2 tRNA genes are annotated in these 403 nt (G+C 44.7%); both read left to right on the plus strand.

The features are described 5' to 3' along the window. Positions 1-119 precede the first annotated feature (119 nt). Positions 120-194: transfer RNA gene (locus FFM65_RS12030), tRNA-Ile, on the plus strand. Between the two features lie 25 nt (positions 195-219). Continuing rightward, positions 220-292 (plus strand) — tRNA-Ala (locus FFM65_RS12035). Positions 293-403 lie beyond the last annotated feature (111 nt).

Genomic DNA, 403 nt, shown 5'->3' on the forward strand with positions numbered 1-403 from the left:
AGCCGTAGGAGAACCTGCGGCTGGATCACCTCCTTTCTAAGGATATGATGCTTAGCATCAACGGAAATACACAACGTTAAAACTTTGTTTAGTTTTGAGAGGCCTACCGGGCGCATTTCGGGCCTATAGCTCAGCTGGTTTAGAGCGCACGCCTGATAAGCGTGAGGTCGATGGTTCAAGTCCATTTAGGCCCATTCTCAGAAAATTTAATAGTACCATGGGGGTTTAGCTCAGCTGGGAGAGCACCTGCTTTGCAAGCAGGAGGTCATCGGTTCGATCCCGTTAACCTCCATTGACAGAGATGTCAAACTCGTACCTTGAAAACTGGATATTAAGAATTAATGATTTAAAGAAACACCGAAAACTGCGCGATAAAAGTGGATGTATTTCCATATTTTGTCAA

The sequence above is a fragment of the Companilactobacillus formosensis genome, assembly GCF_005405305.1.
GTDB lineage: Bacteria > Bacillota > Bacilli > Lactobacillales > Lactobacillaceae > Companilactobacillus > Companilactobacillus formosensis.